The 26,522-nt window shown below is 56.3% G+C and carries 26 protein-coding genes; 12 read left to right on the top strand and 14 right to left on the bottom strand.

The features are described from left to right. Positions 1 to 14: 14 nt before the first annotated feature. A complete protein-coding gene (locus tag P0D68_RS18270; RefSeq protein ID WP_408298702.1) occupies positions 15 to 1,214 on the top strand; it encodes a M20 aminoacylase family protein in 1,200 nt (399 codons plus the stop codon). A 186-nt stretch (positions 1,215 to 1,400) separates the two neighbouring features. Continuing rightward, positions 1,401 to 2,579, top strand: coding sequence for a porin (locus P0D68_RS18265; protein WP_408298700.1), 1,179 nt, complete (start codon positions 1,401 to 1,403; stop codon positions 2,577 to 2,579). Positions 2,580 to 2,886: 307 nt separating this feature from the next. Here the strand turns inward: P0D68_RS18265 and P0D68_RS18260 are convergent, their stop codons facing one another. After that, positions 2,887 to 3,807: a LysR family transcriptional regulator gene (locus tag P0D68_RS18260; protein WP_091808642.1), complete on the bottom strand. Its 921-nt coding sequence runs from the start codon at positions 3,805 to 3,807 to the stop codon at positions 2,887 to 2,889. Between the two features lie 144 nt (positions 3,808 to 3,951). Here P0D68_RS18260 and P0D68_RS18255 point away from each other — a divergent pair, with 144 nt between their 5' ends. From P0D68_RS18255 to P0D68_RS18225, 7 genes are all read left to right on the top strand, one after another. Beyond that, positions 3,952 to 4,266 carry a DUF4148 domain-containing protein gene (locus P0D68_RS18255; protein WP_408298698.1) on the top strand — a complete coding sequence of 105 codons (315 nt, stop codon included), beginning with the start codon at positions 3,952 to 3,954 and terminating at the stop codon, positions 4,264 to 4,266. A gap of 101 nt (positions 4,267 to 4,367) precedes the next feature. Beyond that, positions 4,368 to 4,997, top strand: coding sequence for an NADPH-dependent F420 reductase (locus tag P0D68_RS18250; RefSeq protein WP_408298696.1), 630 nt, complete (start codon positions 4,368 to 4,370; stop codon positions 4,995 to 4,997). 22 nt (positions 4,998 to 5,019) lie between these two features. Further along, positions 5,020 to 5,691, top strand: coding sequence for an alpha/beta hydrolase (locus P0D68_RS18245; protein ID WP_408298694.1), 672 nt, complete (start codon positions 5,020 to 5,022; stop codon positions 5,689 to 5,691). A gap of 19 nt (positions 5,692 to 5,710) precedes the next feature. Next, positions 5,711 to 6,115 carry a DoxX family protein gene (locus P0D68_RS18240; protein WP_091808634.1) on the top strand — a complete coding sequence of 135 codons (405 nt, stop codon included), beginning with the start codon at positions 5,711 to 5,713 and terminating at the stop codon, positions 6,113 to 6,115. 37 nt (positions 6,116 to 6,152) lie between these two features. Continuing rightward, a complete protein-coding gene (locus P0D68_RS18235) occupies positions 6,153 to 7,175 on the top strand; it encodes an LLM class flavin-dependent oxidoreductase (protein ID WP_408298692.1) in 1,023 nt (340 codons plus the stop codon). Between the two features lie 555 nt (positions 7,176 to 7,730). Beyond that, positions 7,731 to 9,068: an MFS transporter gene (locus tag P0D68_RS18230; protein WP_408298690.1), complete on the top strand. Its 1,338-nt coding sequence runs from the start codon at positions 7,731 to 7,733 to the stop codon at positions 9,066 to 9,068. A gap of 99 nt (positions 9,069 to 9,167) precedes the next feature. Continuing rightward, the gene (locus tag P0D68_RS18225) at positions 9,168 to 10,394 is read left to right on the top strand and encodes a porin (RefSeq protein WP_408298688.1); all 1,227 of its coding nucleotides are present in this window, start codon (positions 9,168 to 9,170) and stop codon (positions 10,392 to 10,394) included. A gap of 66 nt (positions 10,395 to 10,460) precedes the next feature. Here the strand turns inward: P0D68_RS18225 and P0D68_RS18220 are convergent, their stop codons facing one another. From P0D68_RS18220 to P0D68_RS18200, 5 genes are all read right to left on the bottom strand, one after another. After that, positions 10,461 to 10,901, bottom strand: a complete 441-nt coding sequence (locus tag P0D68_RS18220) for a MarR family winged helix-turn-helix transcriptional regulator (RefSeq protein ID WP_408298686.1) — start codon at positions 10,899 to 10,901, stop codon at positions 10,461 to 10,463. A gap of 84 nt (positions 10,902 to 10,985) precedes the next feature. After that, a complete protein-coding gene (locus tag P0D68_RS18215) occupies positions 10,986 to 11,897 on the bottom strand; it encodes an efflux RND transporter periplasmic adaptor subunit (protein WP_091808623.1) in 912 nt (303 codons plus the stop codon). A 33-nt stretch (positions 11,898 to 11,930) separates the two neighbouring features. After that, positions 11,931 to 12,128, bottom strand: coding sequence for a DUF1656 domain-containing protein (locus P0D68_RS18210; protein ID WP_408298684.1), 198 nt, complete (start codon positions 12,126 to 12,128; stop codon positions 11,931 to 11,933). Further along, on the bottom strand, positions 12,118 to 14,337 hold the full coding sequence (locus P0D68_RS18205; RefSeq protein ID WP_408468736.1) for an FUSC family protein: 2,220 nt from the start codon (positions 14,335 to 14,337) through the stop codon (positions 12,118 to 12,120). Before P0D68_RS18205 ends, P0D68_RS18210 begins: the two co-directional genes overlap by 11 nt. Positions 14,338 to 14,342: 5 nt before the next feature. Beyond that, positions 14,343 to 15,872 carry an efflux transporter outer membrane subunit gene (locus tag P0D68_RS18200; protein ID WP_408298680.1) on the bottom strand — a complete coding sequence of 510 codons (1,530 nt, stop codon included), beginning with the start codon at positions 15,870 to 15,872 and terminating at the stop codon, positions 14,343 to 14,345. A 177-nt stretch (positions 15,873 to 16,049) separates the two neighbouring features. On the opposite strand from P0D68_RS18200, the gene P0D68_RS18195 reads away from it, so the two are divergent. After that, complete coding sequence (locus P0D68_RS18195; RefSeq protein ID WP_408298678.1) at positions 16,050 to 16,937, top strand: LysR family transcriptional regulator; 888 nt, start codon at positions 16,050 to 16,052, stop codon at positions 16,935 to 16,937. Positions 16,938 to 17,016: 79 nt separating this feature from the next. Here P0D68_RS18195 and P0D68_RS18190 read toward each other — a convergent pair whose 3' ends face one another. From P0D68_RS18190 to P0D68_RS18155, 8 genes are all read right to left on the bottom strand, one after another. Beyond that, positions 17,017 to 17,958, bottom strand: coding sequence for a LysR family transcriptional regulator (locus P0D68_RS18190; protein ID WP_091808612.1), 942 nt, complete (start codon positions 17,956 to 17,958; stop codon positions 17,017 to 17,019). Positions 17,959 to 18,156: 198 nt separating this feature from the next. Then, on the bottom strand, positions 18,157 to 18,825 hold the full coding sequence (maiA, locus tag P0D68_RS18185) for a maleylacetoacetate isomerase (protein ID WP_091808609.1): 669 nt from the start codon (positions 18,823 to 18,825) through the stop codon (positions 18,157 to 18,159). A 22-nt stretch (positions 18,826 to 18,847) separates the two neighbouring features. Then, positions 18,848 to 19,546, bottom strand: a complete 699-nt coding sequence (locus P0D68_RS18180; RefSeq protein ID WP_408298675.1) for a fumarylacetoacetate hydrolase family protein — start codon at positions 19,544 to 19,546, stop codon at positions 18,848 to 18,850. Positions 19,547 to 19,576: 30 nt separating this feature from the next. Then, positions 19,577 to 20,623, bottom strand: a complete 1,047-nt coding sequence (gene gtdA / locus P0D68_RS18175) for a gentisate 1,2-dioxygenase (RefSeq protein WP_091808605.1) — start codon at positions 20,621 to 20,623, stop codon at positions 19,577 to 19,579. A 146-nt stretch (positions 20,624 to 20,769) separates the two neighbouring features. Further along, complete coding sequence (locus tag P0D68_RS18170) at positions 20,770 to 21,081, bottom strand: non-heme iron oxygenase ferredoxin subunit (protein WP_091808603.1); 312 nt, start codon at positions 21,079 to 21,081, stop codon at positions 20,770 to 20,772. An 8-nt stretch (positions 21,082 to 21,089) separates the two neighbouring features. Further along, positions 21,090 to 21,563 (bottom strand): aromatic-ring-hydroxylating dioxygenase subunit beta, encoded by a 474-nt coding sequence (locus P0D68_RS18165; protein ID WP_408298672.1) that lies wholly within the window; start codon positions 21,561 to 21,563, stop codon positions 21,090 to 21,092. A gap of 1 nt (position 21,564) precedes the next feature. Further along, positions 21,565 to 22,821, bottom strand: a complete 1,257-nt coding sequence (locus P0D68_RS18160) for an aromatic ring-hydroxylating dioxygenase subunit alpha (RefSeq protein ID WP_408298670.1) — start codon at positions 22,819 to 22,821, stop codon at positions 21,565 to 21,567. A 42-nt stretch (positions 22,822 to 22,863) separates the two neighbouring features. Then, positions 22,864 to 23,850, bottom strand: a complete 987-nt coding sequence (locus P0D68_RS18155; RefSeq protein ID WP_091809335.1) for an FAD-binding oxidoreductase — start codon at positions 23,848 to 23,850, stop codon at positions 22,864 to 22,866. A gap of 128 nt (positions 23,851 to 23,978) precedes the next feature. Between P0D68_RS18155 and P0D68_RS18150 the strand changes: the two genes are divergently transcribed. After that, positions 23,979 to 24,881, top strand: a complete 903-nt coding sequence (locus tag P0D68_RS18150) for a LysR family transcriptional regulator (protein WP_091809333.1) — start codon at positions 23,979 to 23,981, stop codon at positions 24,879 to 24,881. Positions 24,882 to 25,382: 501 nt separating this feature from the next. Further along, the gene (locus tag P0D68_RS18145; RefSeq protein WP_408298668.1) at positions 25,383 to 26,498 is read left to right on the top strand and encodes an NAD(P)-dependent alcohol dehydrogenase; all 1,116 of its coding nucleotides are present in this window, start codon (positions 25,383 to 25,385) and stop codon (positions 26,496 to 26,498) included. Positions 26,499 to 26,522: the final 24 nt, after the last annotated feature.

The raw sequence follows: 26,522 nt of genomic DNA, 5'->3' as shown, positions 1-26,522 counted from the left end.
ATGGAGATTTAGAAATGCCGTTGGTTTTGGAGAAGGGATTTGCTGAAGACCGTCTGATCGCGGAAATCGTGGCCGAGGAAGGAATGTTCATCGAGATCCGGCGTCGTCTCCATGCGAATCCGGAACTTGGGGCAGACGTCGACGAGACCGCTGATTTCGTCGCAGGCCTGCTTCGAGACTGGGGCTACAGCGTCTACACAGGTATCGGCGGAATGGGCGTCGTTGCTCAACTCAAGCTCGGAACGAGTAAACGAACGATCGGCATCCGCGCTGATATGGATGCGCTACCGATCTTCGAGAAAACTGGTCTGCCCTACGCGAGCCGTACGCCCGGAAAGATGCACGCTTGCGGGCATGACGGACACACGGCCATCCTGCTCGCCGCAGCAAAACATATTGCGCGAAGCCGGTCATTCAACGGCACCCTAAACCTGATTTTTCAGCCCGATGAGGAGAACCTCGGCGGCGCACGCCGGATGATCGAGGACGGCTTATTCAAACGCTTTCCGTGCGATGCCGTGTACGCACTGCACAATGGACCCGGCATCCCTGTCGGCCAATTCGTTGTGAAGGACGGCGACATGTTAGCGGGGTCCGATATAGCAACGATCAAGCTGACAGGTGTGGGTGGTCATGGGGCAATGCCTGACAAGACACGCGACCCCATCGTCGCCGCCGGCTCTCTCATCATGGCGTTGCAAACCATCGTCGCGCGCAATCTCGCGGCGACGGACACGGGTGTCGTCAGCATCGGCGCAATCCATGCAGGAGCAACACACAACGTCATTCCCGAGTCCGTGGAACTGATGCTCAATATACGCTCAACCAGCCCTGAGATCCGTGAGCGCATTGAGGCACGCGTGCGCGGGATAGTCGAGGCTCAGGCACAGTGCTTCGGTGTGGAAGCCTCGATTCACTATAAGCAACTGGTGCCAGTGGTAATGAACGCCGAATCCCCTACGGCGCTCGCGCGCGGTGTCGCGTCGGCGATCGTCGGTGCCGAGAATGTGCTCCACGACACGAAATCCGTACTTGCCAGCGAAGATTTTGCATGGATGGCGCAGGCTGTTCCGGGTAGCTACGTGTTCATCGGCAATGGCGTCGGCCAGTGGGGTGGGTGCATGTGCCACAACCCAAAATACGACTTCAATGACCGCATCATCAGTCTCGGGGCGACCTATTGGGTCAAGGTCGTGGAAACGTATCTTCAGTAGGGCGCTCCGTTTCGATTGCTGTATTTCTTGATTTCCTGCCCGTCAGTCACAAATCAGCATAAATCCAACGAGATGCGATTCGTTGAAAAATTCTATTCGATCGCGAATATATATTTAGTAGTCCGTTTGAGAATACAGTGACCTTAGATTTAAAAAAAAGAGCATGCCCCTTCTGGAGATCAATCGATGAAAAAGCATTACTTTGCGCTCAGCGTTCTGAGTGCACTCGCCAGCGTTGGTCAAGCGCAAAACAACGTGACGTTCTATGGCATCCTCGACGAGGGAGTCAACTACAATTCCAACGCTGGCGGGAAGCGGCTCTATAGTCTGACGAGCGGAGGCCTGCAAGCCAGTCGATGGGGACTACGCGGCGCAGAAGATCTCGGCAGTGGCATGAAGGCAGTCTTCGTGCTGGAGAACGGTTTTGACGTCAGCACCGGAAAGCTTGGTCAAGGCGGTTTGATGTTCGGCCGCCAGGCATATGTCGGTGTGTCCGGCGGCGTCGGAACGATTACGCTAGGCCGTCAATACGATTCCGTCGTGGACTATGTCGGTCCGCTGGAGTCCGGGGACCAGTGGGCAAGCAGCATGGGCGCTCACCCGGGCGATCTCGACAATCTTAACAACTCATACCGCACAAATAACACCATCAAGTACACAAGTGCGAATCTTGCCGGTTTGACATTCGGCGGCACGTATAGCATGGGCGGCGTCGCAGGCAACTTCACGTCGAACCAGATATGGTCGGTAGGCGCCGGCTATGCCAACGGTCCGTTGGTACTTGGGGTGGGTTATCTGAACGCCCGAACACCTGCAGCGAACAATGGCAGCATGTTCGGCAATAATACTTCGTCCAGCACCGCGTCGTCTGTCACTACGCCGGTTTACAGCGGCTTCGTTTCAGCCAATACCTACCAGGTCGTCGCATTGGGCGCGGCTTACACCTTTGGTGCGGCAACGATTGGCGCGACGTACTCCAACATCAGGTTTATGGACCTTGGCGCGGTCGCATCGCTTAACACGAAGGGCTATGTCGGCACGGCGACGTTCAATAACGCGGAACTCAATGTCAAATATCAGCTGACCCCCACCCTGCTCGTGGGCGCGGCATTCGACTATACGAAGGGAAGCGACGTCAGCGAGTCGAACGGTGCTACCAACCCGGGTGCGAAATATTTGCAGACAGCGTTGGGAGTTGACTATTTCCTGTCAAAGCGAACAGACATGTACGTTGTTGGCATATACCAGTCGGCTTCAGGAACAGGCTCAACCGGCAAACAGGCTGTCGCGGCGATCAATACTCAGATTGCGTCAAGCAGCGATAGGCAAACCTTTCTGCGTATCGGCATGCGTCACAAATTCTAGACACTTTGGGACGGTCAAAAATCCAAGTTTCCCGGATTAAAACAAATCCAGAATCGTGGAGAGCGGAGGACGTGGAATGGAAAAAAACACGGGTCCTCCGCGTAGGGACCGGAAAGAGAATCCTCGCCACAGCGTGGGCCATGAGAATCGCAATCTGCACTAGAACACAGACTGTCGTGACCGACACTTCAGAAATCGCCCGGGTTGAACACCCTTTTGACGAGATTGAGCCAGTGACAGTCGGCCTGACGCTCGCTGAGGTGAGGCAGCAAGGACAACGCGGTCATTGCAAAGTTGGTCCGGCGTGTCAGTTTTGCGACAGTGAATGAGTAACCGCCCATGCTGGTTCCAGAAACGCGTCGGACAGAAAATCGACAAGCCGGCGAACTTTGATCGGCAACTGCTTCCGGCTGGGATACACGGCGTAAATTCCCAGTTCAACCGAACGGTAGTCGGGCAGTATTCTCACAAGATCCCCACGCTTCAAATCCTCCCCAATCATGAAGCTGGGTTGCAATATGATGCCGCCGTCGCGCAATGCGATCGCGCGGCAGGTGTCTCCGTTGTTTGAATAGACACGCGCGCGCGTGCGTACGACCACCTCGCCATCTGGGCCTTCGAATTTCCATTCATCCCGCCCTGCCAGGTGCGAGTACGCCATAACCCGGTGGGCAGTCAGTTCCTTCGGATGCGTCGGAACGCCGTGACGGGAAAGATAGCCCGGTGATGCACATGCAAGCATCTCCGTCTCCGCAAGCTTGCGACACACCAATGATGAGTCCGGCAGCGCGCTGATGCGGACTGCGAGGTCGTAACCTTCGTCGACGAGGTCCACGACGCGGTCGTTGAGCGTAATGTCCAGATCGACCTGCGGATGCGTTTCCATGAAGGCACCCCATAACGGGGCCAGATGCATGATGCCAAACGTCAACGGCACATTGACGCGGATCAGTCCGCTCGGTTCCTGCGTCCGCGAGCTCACTTCTGTTTCGGCATCGTCCAAGGCCACCAGAATCTCTTTGGAGCGTTGATAGAAGAGCCTGCCTTCCTCAGTCAGCGAAAGCCGGCGCGTGGTGCGCTGTAGCAGGCGCACGCCAAGACGCTGCTCCAAGGAGTCGACATGACGGGAGACCGCGGCCTTGGACATTCTCAGCGCATCGACCGCGCCAATAAAGCTTCCGGCCTCGACGACGGCCGTAAACACGCTCATTTCAAGAGTTCGATCCATTCTATTGTCTCGATAACTGGGACTATATGTCCAGATAATAGCTGTTTATCACCCATTGCTGGATCAATAGAATGGACTTCAATACTCCGGCTGCGAACAGGCAGGTTCGCAGTCGAAAAGGCAAAAACTCCGAGGCAAACCATCATGAAGTCGCTCATCCAAGCCATTGTTGTCGCCACTGCATTCGTCGCTCCCGTCGCGTTCGGCCAGTCAAACCAGCCAGTGAGCCGCGCTCAGGTTCTCGACCAATTGGTCCAGCTCAGAAACGCGGGTTATAGCGCCCACGGCAGAGACCCCTCCTATCCCGCCGACGTTCAGGCGGCTGAGACTCGTGTGTCCGCGCGGAACGGCGCGGCACGAGCCGAAAACACCGCCTTTGGCGGGGTGGGCAGCGGATTGTCGCAATCTGGCGAGTCCGCGGCGAATCCCCCCACAAAGTCGTTGTACGCGCGTCATTAGCCGTTGGACCGGCGAGCCGCGAGCGATTCGACGCTGAACCGCTACTCACCATAAATGTGGCTGCTTTCTACTTAACGTGTCAGCTTAAAGAGGTTATTGATATGAACGTCACCATCATTGGCACCGGCAACATGGGGGCCGCATTCGTCAAGCAGCTGAGCAAGGCCGGCCATGCGGTTCGCGTCACCGGCCGCGATGTCTCGAAGGCCGAAGCACTTGCGGCCGGGCACGCAGGTGCAACGGCCTCTCCCCTCGGCGAGGCGCTAGGTAACAGCGAGGTCGTCATTCTTGCGACCGGCTACGGCGATGCCGTGACTGCCCTGCAAGGTCTGGGCGACCTCACCGGCAAGGTGGTCATCGACATCACCAATCCGCTGAATGCAGACTATTCGGGCCTGGTCGTCGGCCATGACACGTCGGCCGCGGAAGAAATCTCCAAGGCAATCCCTGGTGTTCAACTGGTCAAGGCATTCAACACTCTGTTTGCTCAGGTTCTAGCCGACGGGCCGAATTTCGCCCACGAACAGACCGCACCGGTGTTCTTCGCCAGTGACAGTGCGCACGCCAGGCAGACGGTCAAGGCACTCATCGAAAGCCTTGGCTTTAAGCCGATCGACGCCGGTCCGTTGAAAAACGCCCGCTACCTCGAGCCTCTGGCGGGCCTGAATATCTATCTGGGCTACGGCGCCGGTCTGGGCACGGCCATCGCACCCACCTGGATCGCAAAATAACAGCACACGAGCAGAGCAGATCATGAATATCCTGCACAAAGACGCCGCTTCCGGCCTCGCGTTCCGTCTACGCCCCGCAACGGGTCAGCCCGCCGCACGGCTCTTTCTGCTGCATGGAGTCGGAGGTAATGAGACTAACCTGCTACCGCTTGCAGACACCATCGACAAGCGTGTAGAGGTGGTCTTCGTGCGTGGCCGGCTAGAGCTCGGCGCCGGACAGTACGCCTGGTTCCATGTGCGATTCGGCCCGCAAGGACCCGTCATCAATGGGGCCCAAGCGGACGAAAGTCGCCTGACCCTTCGTAGGCTGGTCCGTTCCATGGCCAGTGCCGACGCGAACGCACCTGTGCCGGCGTTGATGGCGGGATTCAGCCAGGGCGGGATCCTCAGCGCGAGTGTTGCTTTGTCTTCCCCCAAGGACGTGGGGCGCTTTGCCGTTCTGAGCGGTCGTATTCTTCCGGAACTGGAGCCGCATCTCGCACCAGCCGAAGAGCTTGCCCGACTCTCGGCATTCGTCGCACACGGCCGACTCGACGACAAGCTGTCAGTAAAGTTCGCAGAACACGCTGATTCGTGGTTGACCACTCTCGGCGTCCCGCATGAAATGCATCTGTATTCCGTGGGCCACACCCTGACGGCCGAAATAGCCGGTGATTTTTCACGTTGGGTCAGTCAGCAAACCAATCTCGATTAACCAGAACCGGAGTTTCATCATGACCGATAACCGCACGGCTCCTTATGCCGCCTTCCTCCTGCGCCTCGCGTTGGGCATTATGTTCATCGCGCACGGACTGACCAAGCTGCTCGTCTTCACGCCTGCCGGCACCGCGAAATTCTTCGAATCGGTTGGCTTCGCCGGCTGGTTTGCCTGGCCGATTATCTTGTTCGAGATCGTCGGTGGAATTTTCCTACTGACGGGCATTTATGCGCGCGCCGTCGCGGCTGTTGCCGCGATTGAGCTGTTGGCCGCTTCGACCGTGCACTTTGGCAACGGCTGGTCCTTTACCAATCCAAATGGCGGCTGGGAGTACCCGGTTTTCCTCGCGATTGCGGCTGCGACACTGGCGTTGCTTGGCGATGGAGTCTTTGCTGTGAAACCGACTGTTCGCGGGGCCTAAACGCTACGGCTCATCACGACGTCACAGGAATAACGCAATGGAATTCGGCATTTACACGTTCGGCGATCTTGCTGCCGGAGAAGTCAGCACAGAGCGCGTGCATCAGCGCCTCGAGGAGATCGTCGCCGCGGCAAGGATCGCCGACGAAGCCGGAATCGACGTCTTTGGTGTGGGCGAACACCATCGCCCGGATTTCGCTGTATCGTTTCCATCGGTCGTGTTGGGCGCAGTAGCGAGTGTGACACGACGGATCCGTCTCACCAGCGCGGTGAGCATACTGAGCTCCGACGATCCGGTCCGGCTCTACCAGCAGTTCTCCACGCTCGACCTCCTGTCGGGCGGACGGTCCGAACTGCTGGTAGGACGCGGCGCATATAGCGAGTCATTTCCGCTGTTCGGCCATTCGCTTACTGACTACGAATCGCTGTTTGACGAGAAGCTGGGCCTTTTGGTCGCAATCAATGAACCGGGGCCTGTGTCATGGTCAGGGATGCACCGGTCGCCTCTGTCCGACGCCCGGATCATGCCGCGACCGTTGCGAGGCCGCATTCCGATCTGGGTCGCCGCCGGTGGAACACCGTCGAGTGCTATTCGTGCCGGCCGTGCAGGCTTGCCGTTGAATCTTGCCAACATTGGCGGAATGCCCGAGCAGTTTGTACCGTTCGTCGACCTTTATCGCGCAGCGGGCGCCGAGGCCGGCCATTCCCCAGCGCAACTGAAAATGGCCGTCTCCGGGCATTTCCATGTTCAACGCGACGGCCGACGTGCACGAGAGGCATTCTTCCCCTACTACAGGCGTTACATAGCAAACAATCTTCCCCGTGAGCACGCAGAGATGTCATGGAGCGCCTACGAAGCTTTGTCTTCACCGCGCGGTGCCCTCTTCGTCGGAAGCGTAGAGGAAATCGTCGACAAGATTCTGATGGAATATCAGCTGTTCGGACATCAGCGCTACATGGCGCAACTTGACATCGGTGGTCTTCCATTCGAGATGGTCAAGGAATCGATTGAACTGCTTGCCGCCGAAGTCATTCCCGCTGTTCGCCGGGCTATTCCCTAGCGGGCGAACTGCCCGCGGCACAACAAACAGATGCCGGCGAGGGTGCTACGTCATTCTCGAAGTCTGCGCATCTACAACTGGCCTCAGATCGGTTTATTGCGTGCGCATTAGTGCGAACTCCATCCGCACGTCGGGGCAAGACAGTTTTCCAGCTCAATGCTGATCAGCGAAACGTCACCACAGCGTAGCTTGCCCGGCGATACCACTTTGGCGTCAACCCAGGGATAACGATGGCGCTCGCCTCTTTCATCCATTTCGGTGGGTAACGGCGGTGCAGTTTTCTTCGGGCCGGCGAAGTGTCACGCTTGCCGTCAATAGCGCGACAACCATCGTATAGCAAGCCATCCACTGTTGAGCCTGAATAGCAAGGTCGCGAGGACGCGCCGCGTGAATCGGCGAAGCCTTGTGCGTCGCGCCGTCGTGAAAACATCTCACGCGTCCGCTTGCAAAATAACTATTGTGAATAAGCAATATGCGATTGGGTTCCGTAGACGCAGGAAACATCGCCCGATTACTTTGGAGGCTAGACAGAAAAATAGAATCTGGAGACATTTAATGAAGAGTGCATCGCCTGTCATCGACGTTCGTGCCTGGCTGGACGTCCAGCGTTTCTCCGTGTTTCAGTGGCGAATCGTGTTTCTCTGCTTCTGTATTGTGGCTGTCGACGGCTTTGACACCGCCTGCGTCGGCTTCATCGCCCCTGCTCTGATGCATGACTGGCAAATCGGCCCAGCGGTGCTCGGAGGTCTGTTCGGCGCAGGACTAGCGGGCCTAATGATCGGTGCATTGTTTTTCGGCCCGTTAGCCGACCGGGTCGGGCGAAAAAAAACACTAATCGTCACCGTAACCTTTTTCGGCCTCGCTAGCCTGGCTGCGGCATACGCGCCAACCGTCGCATTCCTCATCGCTCTTCGTTTCATTACGGGTCTAGGCCTTGGCGGCGCGATGCCCAACGCTATCGCGCTTACCTCGGAGTATTGCCCCGAACGCCGAAAGTCTTTTCTGACGACCGTGATGTTCTGTGGATTTACGCTGGGCTCCGGCTTGGGTGGTGTCGTCTCAGCTCAACTGTTGCCAGACCACGGGTGGCGAAGCGTACTTCTCTTCGGTGGCGTGCTTCCTTTGGCCTTGGTGCCAATCCTGGTCATCTTCCTCCCGGAATCCGTGCGGTTCATGGTCTCCCGAGAATGTCGGCCGGCTAGAATTGGGCCACTTCTTTCTCGCATAGCGCCGGTTCATTACGACGAGAACACGCGTTTCTCACTTCAGGAAATCAAGGTTGAAGGTTCGCCGGTCCGACAGCTCTTTGCCGCCGAATTCCGGCGCGGCACATTGTTGCTATGGTGCGTGTTCTTCATGAGCCTGCTGATCGTTTATCTCATGACGAACTGGCTGCCGACCTTGATCCACCATTCTGGCTTGTCGCTCGCCACTGCGGCGCGGATCGCCATCTTCTATCAGGTCGGCGGCACCGTCGGGGCCCTTTTCATTGGCTATCTGATGGACCGCTTCCCGCCGACCATCGTATTGGGTGTCGCTTATGCTGCCGGCTCGGCGTTCCTCATCGCCACAGGAAGTGCACAGGGCCCGCTGCTGGCAGCCGCCGTCACAGGCGTCGGATTCTGCATTAGCGGTTCACAAGTGGGCGCTAACGCATTTGCGGCTCGCTACTATCCCACAGCGAGCAGAGTTACCGGGGTAAGTTGGGCTCTCGGGGTCGGTCGCTTTGGATCCGTCTGCGGCGCGCTCATTGGCGGAATTCTCCTTTCGGCGAACATTGGCTTCACCCTCCTCTTTCTACTCGTTGCTGTTCCTGCCGCTATTGCATCAATTGCGATCTTTGCATGCGGAGTCCAACCAGCGATCCGCAGCACCAAATCCGCTGCCGTCTAATTCCAAAACCAGCGGCACACAGCACCGCTAAGCCGCGAACGCAGTAACCTGTGTGCCTCCTCAAGGCGCACACAACCATATATAAGAATTGGAGACCCCATGAAGAGGTATTCTGCTGCCTGCGTTATCGCTTTTACTGCGGGAACTGCTCACGCTCAAAGCAGCGTAACGCTATATGGCTTAATCGATGTCGGTCTGACATACACCAATAACGCACAAACCGGCAAGCTAAATGGTCAACCCACAGGCGGCAGTCAGGTTGCGCTCACCGACGCGCACGCCACTGGTCTGTCTGGGAGTCGCTGGGGCCTGCGCGGCACCGAAGATCTCGGAGGCGGACTGAAAGCAATCTTCGTCCTCGAAAACGGATTTATGGCAAACAGCGGAGCGCTCGCACAGGGCGGAGCTGAGTTCGGACGTCAGGCCTACGTGGGATTATTGTCCGAAAATAGAGGCACCGTGACTGCCGGTCGGCAATATGATCCGTTGGTCGAGTCTGTCCAGCAGTTCTCGGCATCCGGGTATTGGGGTGGCTATATGTCATCGCATCTGAACGACGTCGACAACCTGAGCAACACGAACCGTATCAACAACTCCATCAAATACACGACACCAACCTTCCGTGGCATCCGCGCGGGTGGACTATATAGTTTTGGCGGTGTGGCGGGCAGCGAGACCCAGAATCAAATATGGTCTTTGGGAGTCAACTACAACGGCGGCTCATTCTCATTGGGTGCAGGATACCTCAACGCTAGAGATCCGAACGTTTCTTTTTATGGAAATACGCCTAACAAGGGACTGGCGACTGCCAACAACATCGGCTCTTTCGGCTCCCCTAGCGCGCCCGAAGCATCTCCCGGTCTAGCAGGATATGCGTCTGCCAAAACGCTAGAGATTATTGGCGGCGGAGCCTCGTACACGATCAGCCAGACAACCGTTAGTGCGGTAGTAACCAACACGCGCTTTGAATCGCTAGGGTCCTCGTCCGGCCCAAATCCTTTGCGCTATTCGGGCAATGCTGTTTTCACCAGCGCGGAGTTGAGCGTGCGAGCTATGGTCACGCCGACACTGCTGGCCGGCGTTGCCTTTGACTATACTCAGCGCAATTCGGTCGCCGGCGACGGCGGAGCGAAATATATTCAGCTCGATCTAGGTGCAGACTATTATCTTTCAAAGCGAACCGATATCTATACCCTCTGCGTACTACAACGAGCGAACGGACGAGATTCATTGGGCCAACCTGCTGTAGCGAATATCGCCGGCTTTACGCCGTCCTCATCGGATAAGCAGATCGGCTTGCGCCTTGGGATTCGACACAAGTTCTAAGTCCCGTTCATCACGATGTTGCGCTTAAAACACGCCTATGGTCAACCTCAGGCTGACGGCGAAACTTCATGCGCGGTCGACAAATTTCGCCAACAAGCGGCGTAACTCTTCGACCTCTGCACCACTGAATCGCCTTAGACGATCGTTTAGTGTCTCATCGACAACAGCGGGCGCTTGCGCGGCAAGCGCCCCACCTCTATTAGTCAGTCGCATGTCCACCACACGCCTGTCAGAGAGACTCCGTTTCCGCTCAAGCAAACCGCATTGCTCCAGTTTATCCAGCACCCGTGAAACGTAACCTGAGTCAACGTCCAACGCTTTCGCAACTTCGCGCGGGGTTGTTGTGTCATTGCGCCTCATAACGGACAGCACCGATAACTGGCTGTAAGTCGATCCGACATTCCGGGCGGCGAGGTCCGCTTCGCGACCCACTATCCTCGCCGCTCGAGTGATAACAGATCCCAAACTATCCTCGATAGCGACGTATCGCGATGGGTCATCGTTCATTGTCAGTTCCAAAACCAGACGAGCCAGCCATTTGCCGCCGTCTGCCGGGTTGCATTAAGGGAGCGGAGCATTCTCACCTGATCACTAAGCAGATGGCTTGAACAGCCCGCCGATGCGCCCTGCCCCCTTCTGATTTTCATCTGTATCGATGGTCACCGTGCAGGTGGTCCCTGCGGAAAGAACGACGCCACGCGCCACGCTGTCGATGTGGATGCGCACCGGTACTCGCTGCGCCAGCCGAACCCAGTTGAATGTCGGGTTGACGTCGGCGGTCAAATCCCTGCTCACAGGGTTATCCCGGTCGTAGATGCCACGAGAAATGCTATCGACATGGCCAACAACCTCCCCTCCGCTCATCAGCCGAACATGGGCCTTATCGCCGACTTTTACATGAGGCAATTTAGTTTCCTCAAAATACCCATAGACCCAGAAAGAGGAACTGTCGACCACGGCAAGTTTCGGCACGCCGGCCGTTACATAGTCTCCACGATGCACATTGAGATTGGTGACATAACCATCGACGGGCGCATAGACTTTGGTCCGAGCCAGGTTCAGTTCCGCGGCATCGAGTTGCGCCTGCGCCTGCTGCAGCAGTGCCGCCGCGCTTGCCGCCGCTTTCAGTGCGTTGTCCCGACTTTCCTTCGAAACCACGTCGTTGTCCAGATCTTGTCTGCGTTCGGCATCGGCCTTCAATCTGACAAGATCAGCACGATGCGCGTCCACAGCAGCCTTGGCTTGTTCGACTGCAATGGCGTAATGCGACGGATCGACTTCCATCAGAAGATCGCCCTTATGGACCAACTGATTGTCGGCTACCGGCATGGAAACCACCGCTCCCGACACGTCGGGGGCGATGCCGATGATGTCCGCGCGTATCCTCCCGTCCCGGGTCCATGGTTCGTCCATGTACCTGACCCATAGCACTCGTCCTATCGATACAGCGACAAGAAAGACCAACGCGGTCATCGCGATACCGATCAATTTCCGCATGATCATGTTGAAATCCTTTTTAAGTTTTCGGCGCGCATATCAGTAAACGAGCAGACCGAGAATCCCACAGACGCAAACCAGCACACTCGCCCTGAACAGCGACGGATGCCAAACCAGGCGATAAATGCCTGTTAATGCCAACACTCGATCGAGCACCCACGTACACATACAACCCAACGCGAACGCGAGAAGAATAGTCGGCACATAGGCGTCGAACAGGGCGAAATCACGATGCATGGTCGGAGTTTCTCAATTTTGAATTGAAACGACGGATCTGCGAATCGACACAGTCAGATAAAGGCGACTTCTCGTTTTGGAGTGTTACCTTGAGATATTCCAACAGACTAAGTGAACGCAACAAGCTCTCGCGCTCTTCCTGATAGAGCGTGGGGCGGTTCGTCAGCGCCAGTGTCGTTTCAGTCAGCGTATCCAACAACCGCAGCACGTGGGTCAACCGCTTGCTGTTGACTCTCTTGAACAGCGCAGCGATCGCTCCGAGCACGCCACCGAGGTTAGAACTCCACGCCTTGATCTCTTCCGGCGATGTCCGACAAACATGCAGTTCGGCCAGTTCGTCACGAAGGTCAATGACTGTCCGCCCGACCGAGAGTACTAGCAGCAGCCAGCGCGCCGATTCGTTCCGACCGGTTCCGCCAGCGGCTACTGCATTCATTTGAGAGACAATATCTCGCGAACCACTTTCAAAGCGCGCGGCAAGATCGCCGCCGCGGCCTACGCACGCATGGACGACCTGCCTCCTCAAATCCCGAAGCAATATCCATCTCAACCAATTCCCGTCCGTGGGAAACACGACCGCGAACGAAAGCCAAACTACCAACATGGCTATCATGAGCGCGACACTATCGTTGATAAAAGAATGCGGTTCATATTGCATAACAAGGTCCGGGCCAGCCATGAAGCTGAAAAATATGCAAAAGCCAATGCCAATGCCAAGCGTCTTCGGGCGAGCCATCATCACCGCACCGAACAGCAGAAATGGGGTGAGGCAGAAGGCGAGTAATGGAAACCCATCTATCCGGGGATAAACTCCAAATTGCAGAAATCCTCCGAGAAAGACGGCAAGCGTCGTGCCGATACACATCTGCCTGGAAAACCGCCCGGGCTGGGGCGAAGTTGCAGCAAGCGCACAGACGGCTGTGGCCGCGAGTACCATCGTTCCACCGCTTGGCCACGCAGTTTCGATCCAAAATGCGCTGAGGACACCCGTCAAGAGTGCGGCCCTTGATCCGGCGATCACAGCAGCGATCATATTTGTCTTCGGGATGAAGCTGCCGGACCACGTCTCTCGTCTGTGGCTATGCGTCGCCAGCGACGCGTATGTTTCCACATATGCGACAAGATCATCCACGAACCTTCGGAACAAATCGGCACAGGTATCAAACCGGCGCAGCACCGCCTGATCTCGTCCCGCCAACTCTCGGCGCCCTCGAGAAAGGCGCTTTGTGAGATCGTCTCTGAATGCCGAGAGTGGCCCGGTCGCATGTGCCGCGTCCGCAGCGGTCTTAATCGGACTTCCTTCCGGGTTTAAAAGAAGACTTATTTCGCCGAATATCACGTCCATGATCGCGACCTCCGGGCCGTCTTGATTCCGTGCAAATTCCCACTGCTCATGAAGAGTACGCAGCCTTGTCGCGACGTTCATAAATTCAAGGTTCGCTCGGGCAAGCCTTCTGCCGCGCATTCGCATGTCAGGCAACTCAAATACGCCCACACTACGGGCGGCCTCAAGACCAATGACCTGCTCGAGGAAATACGTGTGTGCCAGCTCTATCTCGGATTGCTCGACCGTACCGCTAAGTGCACTGCTTAGATGCTCCGAAAGTGTGCGGAAGCGCTTTCTCATCACTGTCTTTATCTGCTCGCCGATGTAGCTTGGAAATATCAACGCACTGACAGCGCCGGCACACACAATACCAACCGAAGTCTCTGCAACACGCGTCATTGCCGATATGAATGCTCCGTCCGGCTGCTGGCCGACGGGAACACCGATCAGAGCAGCCGTGTATCCGGCGAGGACAAAGCCATATGAGCGGAAATTACGGTTGCGCGCTGCTCCTGTTGTGCACACGCAGACCCACGTCGCGACGGCTGTCAGATATAGAACCGGCTGTTGTGCAAACAGACTGACGAAAAACAACATGACAGAGAGGCCGACTGCCGTGCCGAGAAACCGGAACACGCTCTTTGCGAGAACCAGCCCGCTCTGTGGCTGCATCAGGATGAAGACCGTGATCATTGCAGTGCGCGGTTGCGGCAAATTCAGCCGCATAGCAATGAGAAGCGCCAGAATGACTGCCAGCGCTGTCTTGGACACATAGATCCATACCGGGCCTGACGTTCCCCACCAGTTCGCAAAGCCTGCTACGAGTGACTGAAAGGAGAAGAATCGCGAGTCCTCGGCTTTGAATGCAGCACTGCTATTCATACCGCTCATTTTTCGCCCGGCTTCGAAGATGTATTGAAACCAAAAGTCGTCAAATGATCGGACGGAGTCATCTGTTTCTCATTGGGACTCTGGAAGGCGATGTCTGCGCCGCCCCCGAGCGCTGTCTGCAGCGACGCATAAGCCTGGAGCTGGGAGGCCTGCACATGAGCCTGCCCTTCACGCGCTTTTAGTAGTTGCATTTGAGCTGTCAGGACGTTGAGATAATCCGTCAGCCCCCGGCGATATCCTTTATCCGCCAGCTGATAACTATCTTGGGCTGCCGCTACAGAGTCGGCTGAATCTTCCGCCTGCGCATCAAACGACCGGACGTTCACGACCTGGTCGGAGATATCTTTTAGGGCGGAGATCAGCACGGCGTTATAGCGGCTAATCGCTTCATCGTATTGCGCAGAAGCAGCTCCAAGCTGGGCCCGCAGCGCGCCTCCCTCGAATATCGGCAACGTGATCGCCGGGCCCGCCATCCACCCGGTGCCTTCAGGATGAAGGAAGGTGAGAAATGTTCCCCCAGCGGCCATTTGCGTGATCGATGCCATAAGATTCACGTTCGGATAGAACTGAGCCTTGGCGACATCGATACCCCGCGCCTGGGCGGCGACCATCCATTTTGCCGCGACGACGTCGGGACGGCGCCCCACAAGTTCGGCGGGCAGATTTGACGGGAGTTGTGCATGCGTCGCCAATGAAAGAACCGGGCGGGTGATCGATTCGCCGAAGCCCGGACCGTCTCCGGTAAGCGCAGCCAACTGATTTCGCGTCAAAGCAATCGTCTGGTCATACACCTGAATTTGCCGCTTGAACTCAGGCAAAGGCGCGACCGCCTGACTCAAGTCGAGCCGCGTGCCGATGCCTCCGGCAAGCCGTCGTTGCGCGATGGACGCTATATGCTCCTGTTGCTCCAGTGTCGAGACCGCGATATCCCGCAGAGCAAAGCTCAACGAAAGCGTCAGATATGTTCGAACAACATTTGACTGGAGTTCCACTGCTGCGGCCCGTTCGTCAGTAGCGGCAGCATGCGATGCGTCAAGCGAACGCAAAAGTGCGTTGTGATCCCGCCCCCACAAATCCAGGTTGTATGAAAGGGACAACCCAGCCGTATTGTTCCAGGTCGTAGTGTGATTGTAGGCACCGGGTCCGTAGTAGGTATTGTCGGGAAAATGCTTTCGCCCCAATGCCATCGATCCGTCCACACGTGGATATAGGGAGGCATGTGCGAGATCCGCGGCCGCTTCTGCCTCCCGCACTCGCGCCTGCACAACCGCAAGCGTAGGATTCTTGTCCAGCGATCGCTCGACCAGTCCGTTAAGCTGGGGATCTCCCAACGCGTGCCACCATTGTTGCGACGGCCACTGCGCCTCGGCGTTGGCGCTTCTGATTGCTGCTCCCGCATCAAGCGTCGCCGGGTCTATCCGACTGCTCTCAGGCGCCGTATGGTTGAAGCTCGCACAGCCGGCCATCAGCGCATTCGCCACAGCAATCAGTGTGACGAAAACTATCTTTGTCGATCGGGGTTGCACGGGATTCTCCAGGCTCAAGGCTTACACGGGACGATTATATTTTTCGTCCTCCAGCGACCGGAGAGATGCTTTCTCAAAATATTGTTAACAGAATCACTCGTAATGCCTTAGGCCAAAAGTGCAAGAATCAGCGCCACATAGTCGAGATGTGAGTGGAAAGTGGATACGCTTCAGAGTATGAAACTCTTCTTGAAGGTCGTTGAGCTGGGAAGTTTCACCGATGCGGCCCAAGCGCTGGATACGACCACGGCAAGTGCGTCACGGGCGATTTCCGAGCTCGAGGTCCGCTTGAGTGCAAAGCTACTGCAGCGATCCACGCGACGAATGGTCCTCACGGAGACCGGACGCCGTTACCGGGCACGGTGCTGCGCAATACTAGACTGCCTGGAACAAGCAGAGCTTGAGATCAGTGATGCAGATGCGCATGTGCGCGCGCGGCCGGTCGGTAAGCTCAAAGTGTATTCAACAGTCCATCTTGGGCAGCACTACGTCGTTCCGCTTGTCACCGCATACGAGCGTCGCTACCCCCTTGTCGAGGTTGAACTTACGCTCGGAAATGGCTTGCCGGGATTTGATGAACCCTATGATGCGTTGCTTTTGAGCGCGGAAGACGCCTTCCGCGCGCGTGGATGGGCGAGACAGCGCGTTGGAACCGTCTTCGGTATTGCATGTGCGGCGCCCAGTTATCTAGCAAAACAAGGTAGACCGCAGTCCCCTCTCGAGATTTCGCTACACGCTTTCGTCGAATTTTCAGCTTCGAGAGGCCGTAGTCATCTAACCTTTAATGGGCCGAACGGCAGCGAGGTCATCGAGATTTTGACTTCGAGCTTCTCCGAAAACTCTGTCAATGCATTGGCTGCTGCACTCTGCGAAGGAAGAGGGATCGGCATCCTGCCTGCATCGGTAGCTTTACCTCATCTGAGTGCCGGCACGCTTACGCGACTCTTCCCGCAATACACACTCGATAACCAGGTTATCGTTGGGCTGTATCACGCCGGACAACACCTCGAATCAAAATTGCGGACATGGCTGGACTTCGTTGCAGCGGAGCTACCATCTGCTTAGAGAAGCTAGCTCCAACCTGAGGTGGAACTCATTCGCCGCGGGCAACGCGCACGCGCTCTCTCCCGGTTGCTACCGTGCCTTACAAATCCGGACCAAGTGTTCTGAGCAAATCGAAGTCGGAATCCAGCTCTGGAGTGAGTTCCTGCCGCACAAAATCCACCCAGGTCCGAACCTTCGCATCTAAATACTGGCGAGACGGATACAGCGCATAGATAGTTAAATGCTGCGCGGTGTAGTCAGGCAGCACGCGCCGAAGCGCACCGGATTTGAGCAACGGAATTGCCGTGAGTGCCGGCACCAAACCAATCCCCATCCCCTCCTTTACAGCGATGGATAGCGCCTCTGGAATATTGACCCTCAGGGGCGCAGGTCCAAGGTCAAACATTTCCTCGCCGTCAGGGCCGCTGAAAGTCCAACGGTCGGTTTGCCCCGTCGGCGCTAGAACGTAAAGGCACTTGTGCTGAGCGAGGTCCGATAGTTCGACCGGTGTGCCATTGCGTCGCAAATATTCCGGAGAAGCGCAGAGAATGCTGTGGACACTCCCCAATCGCTGGGAGACCAGCGCCGAATCCGGCAAGTCTGCGGAAAGCGTAATCGTTATGTCGTAACCTTCCTCAATCAAATCGGGAAGATGCTGGGATAGCGTGAGGTCGACCTCGACAGAGGGGTGACCGTCGTGATATCTGGCGATGATCGGCACCAGATATCGCAAACCAAAGCTTGTCAGTGAATGCAGTCTGAGCTTTCCCGACGCGGTCATATGTGCGTCACTTGCCTCGGCTTCCGCTTCATCCACGTACATCAGAATCTTGTTGCAGCGTGCGAGATAGCGCTCGCCCGCTTCCGTAAGCGCAATGCGACGCGTCGTACGGTGCAGGAGGCGAGTGCGCAAACGCACCTCAAGCTCAGAAACAGCACGCGAAACCTGCGCCGTGGCCATATCGAGGTGCTTAGCCGCGGTAGTAAAACTCGCATATTCCACGACCTGTTTGAATATGCGCATATTTTGAAGCGTGTCCACAGACTCTCCAGTGCAGCGGCCCTCCCCGTAAAACGGTCCCGCAGCTCATTTAATGCAGCTTAGTTTGATCTCATTTGCTGGGCTGTCGCTGACCAGGCAATCTTTACCGGAACGTCGGGCGGTGCGGCCCGCTGCGCCCTTCCGTCCACCCTGTAGATGCAGATGGAAGGTCGCTCCACTCTTCTTACCACCGCAGTCTCAACTCGTTACGTAATCAGGTTGGTTTTGCGGTTTCGCACGATCAAAAGCTGGATGCGCGTTTGCGTGTTCACAGATTGCCAGACTGCGCCGATACTCGCTCATGTCGCAGCCCATACGCTGTGCATTCGCGAACTGCGGCACGAGACATACATCGGCCAGTGTCGGTTGCGCGCCGAAACACCATGGACCGGCAGAGCCATCCGCCGCCGCTTCATCTGCCGCTCGTGCGAGCAAACGTTCTACGCCTGCCATACCCTCGGCAATCCAATGCCGATACCACGCATTTTTTTGTTCCGGTGTTACCTTCAGTTCATCTTGCAGGTATCGCAGCACACGAAGGTTGTTGACAGGATGAATATCGCACGCAATCAGGTACGACATTTCAAGTACACGTGCCCGCTCGTGCACATCTGCTGGAATCAGGCGTGGCTCGGGATGCTGCGCATCGAGATAGTCAATGATCGCGAGCGACTGCCCGAGGTGAAACTCACCATCGACCAAAGCGGGAACCGACGCGGACGGGTTGATTTCAGCGACATACTGGGCGTCACGGTGTCCTCCGGTCCGAATGTTCACGGGCTTGTACGAATAATCCAGACCCTTCAATGCGAGTGCGATGCGTAGCCGGTACGACGTCGAACTATTGAAAAAACTGTAGAGTTGCATGGCAACGATCTCCTGGCGACGGTCAAATAACGCGTACGGTCAGTTCGCCGAGTTTCTCCACTCCAACTTTCATCGTATCGCCCGCCTTAACCGCGCCGACCCCCTCAGGCGTGCCCGTGAAGATCACATCGCCTGGTTCGAGCCGGAAGAACTGCGACAGATAAGCGACGGTTTCCGCGACGGACCAGATGAGATGGGAAACATCACTCTTTTGCTTGGTCTCACCGTTGACCGTGAGCCATAAACTGGCGCTCTCGAAGTGGCCTACTTTCTCGACCGGATGGATCGGCCCCATCGGCGCGGAGCGATCAAACGCCTTGCCGAGTTCCCACGGTCGACCCATTTCGCGCATTTTCATCTGCAAATCACGACGCGTCATATCCAGACCGACCGCATAGCCCCACACATGGTCGAGTGCATTCTCGAGCGCGATATCCGAACCCCCTTTGCCTATCACCGCAACGAGTTCCGCTTCATAGTGATAGTTGGACGTTTGACTCGGATATTCAAGCTCCAGCGTTTCGCCGTATGCAACCGGCACAACCGCGTCAGCCGGCTTGCAGAAGAAAAACGGCGGTTCGCGGTCGGGATCAAATCCCATTTCCCGCGCGTGCGCTGCATAATTGCGGCCGACACAATAGACACGCCGCACGGCAAAGCTGTCGTCGCTACCGGCGACCGGAACGGCGACTGGCGCCTCGGGTGGGAAAACGAATGCCATAATGTTCAACCTGAAAAGTGAAAAATAGAATCAAACACGCTCTTCGCGCAGCAAATTCAACGCGCTCAGCACCGGACGATCCGAGTAACTGAACAAAACCGCATCGGTGTCTGCGTCAAGGCGTACCGGCATCCACGACGGTGCGACAAACACGTCATGCGGCTCGAAAGCAAAAGTTTCGTCGCCGATATGCGCCACTCCGCGCCCCTCTACAACGGAGTACACAGTCGAATCAGTGCTGCGATAGGATCTACCGCGGAAACCTGCCGGAAGGAATTGCATGAAGGTCGCGATCGTCGGCATTGGAAATCCGCCAGTGGCCGGATTCACATAGCGCAGCTTCACACCGTCCCATTCGTCGTGCTCCCCGTTCCGATGCAGGCGGTCTAGCGCTTCGCGGCTGCGTTCATACGGATAGCTGAAAATCGGTGAAGTCGGATCGGTAGACGTGTGACGCATCGGCAACATGTTGTGACCATAGCGCGCAAAGCTATCCCCCTCCGGACGCGTAACCGGCTGCGTCGCCTTGGGAAAGTTTTCCGCAAACCCGGCGTCCATGTGCGCCACAAGCGGGATATCAAGGCCATCAAGCCAAACCACGGGAACCCCGCCTTCCTCGGTCGACAAATTGCCATGGTCATGCCAGGTCCAGGATGGCGTAATGATGAAGTCGCCTGGACGCATCGTCGTGCGCTCACCGTTGACTGCAGTCCACGCTGTTTCACCTTCAACGATGAACCGCAGAGCCGATTGGGTATGACGGTGGCTCGGTGCAATTTCGCCAGGAAGAATAAGTTGCAGGCCTGCGTAAAGGTTCGAAGTCATGCTCGACTTTCCCGGTAGCCCAGGATTCTCGAGTATCAGCACGCGACGTACGGCTTCCTCCGCACTGATCAGCGAGCCGGACTGCAATACCAGATCGCGGATCTTCGCGTATTTCCAGATCGCCGCCACAGCCGTTGGCTTGGGCTGCTTCGGCACAAGATTGTGCAGAGACTCCCATAGGGGCGACAACTTCTGTTGAGCGATCTGCCCGTAGTAAGCCGCGCGTTGTTCGGATTGCGTATTTGCGGTCACACTCTCCTCCTTTGATTGAACCGGCAGCGCCTTTGCTGTGCCGGAGATTGGCGCATCGCCGTCAGGGAAACGTCGGCGCCTTGCGTTGAGAAACCGCCAGACCGGAAGTTACGGTCACGTCCGCCATACAGTTGGCTCGCAGCCGGCTAAATTTCGACGAAGACGCTGCCATCCTCAATCTTTACCGGATATACGTTGATGTCCTCGGTCAGTGGCTCACACATCGCTTTGCCATTCCGTATGTCGAAGCGACCTTGATGCAGCGGACACTCGATTTCGTGCCCCTCCAGAAAGCCATCACATAGCCGAGCGTGTCCGTGCGTACAGATGTTGTCTGTTGCAAACACGGCTCCGTCTACGCCGTAGATCGCCAACTCCTTACCATTGGCTTGTACCGCGACAACGTCGTCGTTCGGCACCGCGACTAGTTCAATGACCTTGGTCCATTGTTGTGCCATGTCAAACCTCAAATCGGATAAATCAACGAGTTGGCGATCATCTCGCTATCGAATACGCAAACGCGCGATTCGAATTTCAGACCGTCTTCTGTGCGACGAATGGTGTCGATATACCGCCCGACGTTATAAACGGTAGAGATCTCGTCGGGTTTCGTTCGAAACACGGCATAGTTCGCTTCCGACCGGATACGTTCGGCATCGACCAGAAGAATCCGAGGTGTGCCGACGACATGGCGCTGATAATACGGATCGTGAAAGATGGTTTCCGTCATGCCATAGATGCGATCCTTCAACATGCCGCGGCTTTCGAAAGAGAGTGTCGCGAGCGGATAGCCGCTGTCGTAGTTTTCGCGCGGCTGCACTTTGTACACGCACTCTTCCGTAAAGAACTCCGCCCATTTTTCCCATTCGTTGTTGTCGACGGCAGCGACGTAGTCGGAGTAAAGCGCGAGCAACTGTTGATATGTATTGAAATCAAGCATCTCAGGCCTCCATGACGCGACGCCAGTAGTCGTACATCCCACGAATGAGTGTCTCGGTCACCATGTGATCGGAATCCCCAACTTCGCGGCCACCTAACTCCGCAATCGTTCGATGGAATGGTTTCTGCTCGAAGCCTTCCTGCGAAAATTCGATCACTTCGCCATCGTCTGCGGAAACAAAACCCGCAGGGCCAAAGAGGTTGGCCTGGCGAAGCCGACGGCGTGTCATCTCTTCGCTGTCACCCTCAAACCCGAAATGCGTCCATACGAAGTCGAACGACCCGTGCCCATTCGGCTGAATGTGTCGCGTCGAGACAGAATTGACCTGCTGTTGAATGATCACGCTCGGAAACAGCGTCATCATCACCGCAGTCGGTTCACCCCACCAATCTTCCTTGACAATGTCGAGGATCCTGTCATCGCTGAGGTTCATCTGTTCCTTGAAGCTGGAGACGCCAGATGTGACTTCGCTCTTCCCAGCGGCTCCACGCGTCGAAATCATGGCGGCATGGCGGAATTGTTCATCCATCTTTAATTCCGACTTGTTATCGGCTCGCCACAGACCGAACGTAACAAACCACGTATGCAACAACCCAGGGTGGTACGGGTCCTTGATGTTTTCTTGCATCAACTTCCAGTTTCCGGGAATGCGTTGACGGTTGTAGCCCAAAATGGTCAGTTTTCGACCGTCGAAAACCCGATCGAAATAGCGAAGAATTGTCGGACCCAGGTACTCTTCAAGCGAGCTAACGTCATGATCGAATGACGCGAAAACTACGCCATTACGTACAGCGACCTTCAACTTGGTAAGACCATGCTCTTTCGGATCGAAGTCTGACGGCATGCCACCGTTGACCTTGCCGTCAAGTTTGACGCCTCGTCGAAAGGGAACTCCGACGAGGTTCCCTTTGAGGTCGTAATTCCACTGGTGATACGGGCAGGTGAAATCCTTCCGGTTGCCGGACTTCTCCCGACAGAAGCGAACACCGCGGTGCGCACAGACATTCTCTACCGCGTAGATTTCACCATCGGCAGCCCGACTCACGATAACGGATCGCTCTCCGATGACCGTTCGCTTGAAATCGCCGGCGTTTGGAATCTCCGCCTCTAGTGCCACGTAACACCAGTGGCCGTGATAAAAGAAACGCTCGAGTTCTCGGCGATAGACGTCATCGTCCGTGTATGCCCAGAACGGGATGCGACTTGAGCCGTCGCCCTTCCATTCGGACTTCTTGAATACAACGGGAGCCTCGCTCATGCCTGTCTCCTAAAGTTGGATTTTTATGGTGTTGCCAAGCGTTCAAACACCACTCGAATAAAAGGCGTCGGCGTAGATGCGTCCAGGTTCTACTCCCTTCTGCCTGAGTAATATCGACGCCGCGTCGACCATCACCGGTGCGCCGGCAATGTAGGCGCTCCAGCCGCGCATATCACTCCAGTCGTCGCTCACGGCTTGAGTAACCAGGCCACTGCGGCAGCCCTCAACGTCATGACCCGACGCCACTACGATATGAAACTTCAATTTGGGAAGACGACTCTGCAACTCCACCAACCACGGTTCGCCGTACACGTCGATGCTCGACCGAACACCGAAATACACGTGCACAGGGTTAGCCATGCGCGCCTCCGCCATACCCCGGAGGATCGAGAGGATTGGCGCAAGGCCGGTGCCGCCAGCGATGCAAACGACAGGAGCAGAGTTTTTGCGGCGCAGATACGCAGTGCCGAGTGGCCCACTCACTCGTACCGAATCGCCAACTTTCAGTTCGTTGGCGATGTACGACGTGACGCGGCCACCAGGTACGAGTCGGATATGAAACTCGACCTCCTCATCGTTCTGCGTCGCCGCCATCGAATAGGGACGTATATGCTGTGGAGAAAACTGCAGATTCGCATATTGACCCGGCGAATATTCGAGGGGCTTCGCCAGTCCGAGTCGCAAACGCTTGATATCGTGCGTCAAGTCTTCTATGGAGAGCACAGTCGACTTGAGGATCTTTGCAGGATGAACGACAACTTCATCCACTTCTGGAATCTCGATTGCGCAGTCCTCGACGAGCGTGGTCTGGCACGCAAGTACCGTCTCGCCTGTCCTCATAGGCGCGTTCGACTCACCGCTGCCTGTTACGAGCACGCGACCGGACGTTACACGGCAGCGGCACGTACCGCAGCGGCCAGCCATGCAGCTATAGGAGATCGGAATTTGATGTTCACGAAACACTTCCAGCAGGTTTTCCCCTGCTCGCACGTCAAGGACGCGGTGTAAAGGCAGAATTGATACTTCCATAGCGCCAGTGTCTCCGGGCTGGTCGATTGATGCCTCAATGATGCCGCCGGACGGGATATTGATAAATAGAAACTCCTTGATAACCCACATCACTGGCAGTGATAATTGTGTCCAGGGAGGGTTTTCGGATGGAACTTCAGGATATCGATCTCAATCTGCTCGTCGTGTTTAACGAGTTACTGCGACAGCGCCGCGTCTCCGCAGTCGCCAACACCTTGGGCATCTCTCAGCCGGCCATCAGCAACGCGCTGAACCGGTTGAGGAAACTCCTGGGGGATGAGCTATTCCTCAGAACATCAAAAGGGATGATTCCGACACCGCTCGCGGAGACACTTGCTGAGCCGATCGGATTCGCGCTGGGTGCGATTTACAACACACTTAACGCAAAATCAAACTTTGACCCGACCACGAGCACGCGTGCATTTACCCTGGCGATGACCGATATCGGCGAGATCTATTTTCTTCCTGCCCTCATGAAGAGGCTCGCCCAGGTCGCCCCTGGCGTCTCCGTCAGCACGGTACGCAATCACGCCGACACGTTGAGCCAGGAAATGGAGACAGGGCGCGTAGACCTCGCGATCGGATTTCTACCCGACCTCAAAACCGGATTCTTCCAACGGCGCCTTTTCAAGCAAAGATATGTTTGTATTTTTCGCAAAGGGCATCCGCTGGCGAAGACGGGCATGACACCGGACGCATTCTGGGAAGCGGAGCATGTCTCCATTGTTGCAGAAGGCACCGGACATGGAATGGTCGACTCTGCCATTCAGCGTGCTGGCGTAACGCGCAATCTCCGCCTGAGAGTTCCGCATTTTGTAGCTGTAGGACACATCCTCCAGACGACGGATCTGATCGCCGTCGTCCCGGAAGCCTATGCAACGAGAACGCTTGCTCCATTCGGTCTTGAATCCGCCCCCTGCCCCGTGAAGATTCCGGATATTTCCATTAACGTGCTGTGGCATGCTCGCAATCATCGGGAACCGAGCAATCAATGGCTTCGGCAACTCATGGTTGAAGAGTTTTCAATCTGAGCGAATTCCCTCGCAACAAGACGGGCAGAACCGTGCCGATCTGGCGAGGGCACGCTCATTCTGTCATGAGTCCAGCAAAGCTGGCAGTGTACTTTCCGATCGGTACGTCCACGCCAAGCACTTTATCGTGAGAAAAAGCTTTTCCTGCCTTGCAAGACTTAAAAAACAGGAACTCTGAATTTGCAAAGTCTGGCAGGGTTGCATGGCTAATATTCACCGCGTGAATTTAGCAAATTAACAAAGCGACATTGGCGGCATCCGTGGTCTGATTCATCATCAGCACGGTTAGTTCTGCGTTATCCCGCGTCGCTTTTAAAGCGTGACCGCGGAAAACGCAGGCGACTGGAACGTCCATGGGCGTACGTCCACTTCTCACCTGCGGGCAGATCTCATGGTTGCAAACATGGGGTGCTGTACCGCTGCAGAGTCTGACGGAAGCATTCCGTTGCAACGCACGCCAGTGGGCACCCCTTATTAAGTACAACAATCCAGGAGACGCTCATGAGCCAATCAATTACGGCCGCGGTCGTTCGCGAGGCGGGAAGCAATCTCAAACTTGAGAGCCTTACGCTTGGCGACCCGCAGCCTCACGAAGTCGTAATCAAGATGGTTGCGACAGGGGTCTGCCATACCGACATGGTGGTTCGCGACCAACTCTTCACCTCGCCGCTCCCGCTTGTACTCGGCCATGAAGGCGCCGGCATCGTTCACGCAGTCGGCAGCGAGGTATTCAACGTCACGCCCGGTGACCACGTCGTTCTAACGTTTATGTCGTGCGGGCATTGTGATACTTGCCTGTCAGGACATCCGGCTTATTGCGAAAACATGGCCCCGCTTAACTTCGGCGGTGCGCGCGAAGACGGCACGAGCGGACTGTGCGATTGCGCAGGCCACCCAGTACACGGACATTTCTTCGGTCAATCATCTTTTTCTACGTACGCGCTTGCTAGTGCTCGAAACGTAGTGAAGGTACCCAAAGACATTCCCCTTGAACTTCTAGCGCCACTCGGTTGTGGCATCCAGACCGGCGCCGGTGCAGTGCTGAACTCGCTGAAGGTTGCCCCAGGATCGAGCTTCGTCGCATTCGGGGCCGGGGCAGTTGGTCTCGCCGCAATCATGGCTGCGCGCATCGCCGGCGCCACTACGATCATTGCAGCCGACATTGCCGACAACCGACTCCAACTCGCGCTTGAACTCGGTGCCACACACATCGTCAATCCCCAGACAGTCAATCCGGTCGAAGAGGTCCGCAAAATTACCGGAGGTGGCGCGAACTTTACGCTGGAATGCAGCGGCCGCTCCCAAGTCCTGCGCCAAGCAGTCGACAGCCTCGCCATCTTCGGTACATGCGGCATTGTGGGTGCCACAAAGATTGGTACTGAGGTTTCGCTCAATATCAACGATGTGATGATTCCAAGTCGCCGCATCATGGGGATTGTCCAAGGCGACGCACTACCTCATCGCTTCATTCCCACGCTCATCGAGTTTTATCGCCAAGGTCGTTTTCCGTTCGACCGACTTATCAAGCACTATCGATTCGATCAGATTAACGAAGCGATGGCGGACAGTGAGAGCGGCGAGACCATCAAGCCTGTACTCAAGTTCGATGAAGCTTGAGCATCGCTTAAATCCATTCCAGGA

Origin of the sequence: Paraburkholderia sp. RL17-380-BIE-A (assembly GCF_046028085.1) — a bacterium.
Classification (GTDB): Bacteria; Pseudomonadota; Gammaproteobacteria; order Burkholderiales; family Burkholderiaceae; genus Paraburkholderia.
This window is presented reverse-complemented; position numbering and strand designations above follow the sequence as displayed.

Bases quoted from the DNA above. Each gene is read 5' to 3' on its own strand.
- maiA (WP_091808609.1), bottom strand. From the start codon at position 18,825: ATGCAACTCTACAGTTTTTTCAATAGTTCGACGTCGTACCGGCTACGC.
- P0D68_RS18240 (WP_091808634.1), top strand. From the start codon at position 5,711: ATGACCGATAACCGCACGGCTCCTTATGCCGCCTTCCTCCTGCGCCTC.
- P0D68_RS18255 (WP_408298698.1), top strand. From the start codon at position 3,952: ATGAAGTCGCTCATCCAAGCCATTGTTGTCGCCACTGCATTCGTCGCT.
- P0D68_RS18180 (WP_408298675.1), bottom strand. From the start codon at position 19,546: ATGGCATTCGTTTTCCCACCCGAGGCGCCAGTCGCCGTTCCGGTCGCC.
- P0D68_RS18150 (WP_091809333.1), top strand. From the start codon at position 23,979: ATGGAACTTCAGGATATCGATCTCAATCTGCTCGTCGTGTTTAACGAG.
- P0D68_RS18195 (WP_408298678.1), top strand. From the start codon at position 16,050: ATGAAACTCTTCTTGAAGGTCGTTGAGCTGGGAAGTTTCACCGATGCG.
- P0D68_RS18165 (WP_408298672.1), bottom strand. From the start codon at position 21,563: ATGCTTGATTTCAATACATATCAACAGTTGCTCGCGCTTTACTCCGAC.
- P0D68_RS18205 (WP_408468736.1), bottom strand. From the start codon at position 14,337: ATGAATAGCAGTGCTGCATTCAAAGCCGAGGACTCGCGATTCTTCTCC.
- P0D68_RS18260 (WP_091808642.1), bottom strand. From the start codon at position 3,807: ATGGATCGAACTCTTGAAATGAGCGTGTTTACGGCCGTCGTCGAGGCC.
- P0D68_RS18145 (WP_408298668.1), top strand. From the start codon at position 25,383: ATGAGCCAATCAATTACGGCCGCGGTCGTTCGCGAGGCGGGAAGCAAT.
- P0D68_RS18235 (WP_408298692.1), top strand. From the start codon at position 6,153: ATGGAATTCGGCATTTACACGTTCGGCGATCTTGCTGCCGGAGAAGTC.
- P0D68_RS18245 (WP_408298694.1), top strand. From the start codon at position 5,020: ATGAATATCCTGCACAAAGACGCCGCTTCCGGCCTCGCGTTCCGTCTA.
- P0D68_RS18215 (WP_091808623.1), bottom strand. From the start codon at position 11,897: ATGATCATGCGGAAATTGATCGGTATCGCGATGACCGCGTTGGTCTTT.
- P0D68_RS18265 (WP_408298700.1), top strand. From the start codon at position 1,401: ATGAAAAAGCATTACTTTGCGCTCAGCGTTCTGAGTGCACTCGCCAGC.
- P0D68_RS18155 (WP_091809335.1), bottom strand. From the start codon at position 23,850: ATGGAAGTATCAATTCTGCCTTTACACCGCGTCCTTGACGTGCGAGCA.
- P0D68_RS18225 (WP_408298688.1), top strand. From the start codon at position 9,168: ATGAAGAGGTATTCTGCTGCCTGCGTTATCGCTTTTACTGCGGGAACT.
- P0D68_RS18160 (WP_408298670.1), bottom strand. From the start codon at position 22,821: ATGAGCGAGGCTCCCGTTGTATTCAAGAAGTCCGAATGGAAGGGCGAC.
- P0D68_RS18170 (WP_091808603.1), bottom strand. From the start codon at position 21,081: ATGGCACAACAATGGACCAAGGTCATTGAACTAGTCGCGGTGCCGAAC.
- P0D68_RS18210 (WP_408298684.1), bottom strand. From the start codon at position 12,128: ATGCATCGTGATTTCGCCCTGTTCGACGCCTATGTGCCGACTATTCTT.
- P0D68_RS18230 (WP_408298690.1), top strand. From the start codon at position 7,731: ATGAAGAGTGCATCGCCTGTCATCGACGTTCGTGCCTGGCTGGACGTC.
- P0D68_RS18220 (WP_408298686.1), bottom strand. From the start codon at position 10,901: ATGAACGATGACCCATCGCGATACGTCGCTATCGAGGATAGTTTGGGA.
- P0D68_RS18270 (WP_408298702.1), top strand. From the start codon at position 15: ATGCCGTTGGTTTTGGAGAAGGGATTTGCTGAAGACCGTCTGATCGCG.
- P0D68_RS18250 (WP_408298696.1), top strand. From the start codon at position 4,368: ATGAACGTCACCATCATTGGCACCGGCAACATGGGGGCCGCATTCGTC.